Source organism: Nocardioides sp. NPDC006273, assembly GCF_040613495.1.
In the GTDB taxonomy this organism is placed as follows: domain Bacteria; phylum Actinomycetota; class Actinomycetes; order Propionibacteriales; family Nocardioidaceae; genus Nocardioides.
In genome coordinates this window covers 1-1,440 of the sequence record NZ_JBEXSD010000130.1, presented here as the reverse complement: position 1 = coordinate 1,440, position 1,440 = coordinate 1, and the positions used below count along the sequence as shown (strand labels likewise).

The window sequence follows — 1,440 nt, the reverse complement described above, 5'->3', positions numbered from 1 at the left end:
TTCGCCGGGTTCACCCCGCAGATCGCCACCGCCGTCCGCTTCTCACGCGGCAACGGAGAGGGGAAGCTCGACGGTGGCTGGATGCCGTCCAGCACGACCGCGAGGTCGTGGTCTCGACAAGCTCGACCACCGGTGCGGCTAAGAGCGGTAGACGACGACCCGGTCACCGATACGGATCTGGTCGAAGACCCACGCGATGGCCGCCTTCTTGCGGACGTTCACGCAGCCGTGGGAGCAACCGTTGTAGCCGCGGGCGGCGAAGTCCGACGAGTAGTGCACGGCCTGGCCGCCGGAGTAGAACATCGCGTACGGCATCGGCGTGTGGTAGATCGAGGAGACGTGGTTGCGGCTCTTCTTGAAGACCTTGAAGGCGCCCATCCGGCTCGGGTTGGCCTTGCAGCCGAAGCGGGCGTCCATCGCCTTGACGATCTTGCCGCCGCGTACGTAGCGCATCCGACGGTCGGTCTTGTCGACGCAGAGGACGCGGCCGGTGAGGCAGCGGCGGTCGAGGTTGTACATCGTCGCGTCGGTCGGTGTGCTCGTCTTCGAGCGGAGACGGTCGAGCGTGCGCTGGTTGACCTTGCCGGTGATGGCCAGACGCTGGTTGCGCTGGAAGGTCTTGACGGCACGCGTGGTCTTCGAGCCGTAGTAGCCGCTCACGCGACCGGTGTAGATGCTCTTCTCCTTGAGCCGAGCCTGGATCTTTCGCACCCCGAGACCGCTGGAGCCCGGCTTGTAGAGAACCTTGTATGCCGTGTGCAGTCCGACCTGTCCGAGGGAGGACGTCGGCACACTGGCCTGTGCGCTGCTCGTGGCAGCGATCGAGCCGAGGGAGAATCCCAAGGCGAGGATGGCGGTGAGGAAGATCGCCACCGGGGTTCTACGGACGTTCACATCAGCTCCGTGGTCATGATTGGTGGCCCGGTCGCGCGGGCCGCTTGGGGTCGCATCGAGTGCGACTTCTACGACTAAGACGTTCGAGCAGCGCGCGCGGTTGCATCAGATTCGCAAGGCTGCCCGCGGACTTTAGCGCACCGAGCGCCCCCGTGACCCCTTCTGGCCTTGTTCTGCGGATTCGTTGGGTCGCCGCCCCTCGTCGGTCCTCCGGGCGGGGCGTGTTTCACGTGAAACGGCGTCTGTCGGACTCGGAGGTCGAACTTGTCGAGACCCTCTGTTGGCAGGGAAGCGCGCCGACGCTTTCGGCCCCGGGTACCGCGTCGCGCGAGGAGAACGCTCCGTGTTCCACGGTGGTCTCGACAGGCTCGACCATCGGAGGTCGAGCTTGTCGAGACCTCTCTCCGTGGGGCAGTAGTCTCGACAGGCTCGACCACCGGGTCTCGGGGTGGTCTCGACAGGCTCGACCACCGGGTCTCGGGGTGGTCTCGACAGGCTCGACCACCGGGTCTCGGGGTGGTCTCGACAGGCTCGACCACCGGGTCT

The 1,440-nt window shown here is 66.0% G+C and carries 1 protein-coding gene; it reads right to left on the bottom strand.

Annotated elements, in window-relative coordinates; all coding sequences use genetic code 11:
• Positions 1-138: 138 nt before the first annotated feature.
• Positions 139-894, bottom strand: coding sequence for a L,D-transpeptidase family protein (locus ABZZ22_RS26975; protein ID WP_354938647.1), 756 nt, complete (start codon positions 892-894; stop codon positions 139-141).
• Positions 895-1,440: the final 546 nt, after the last annotated feature.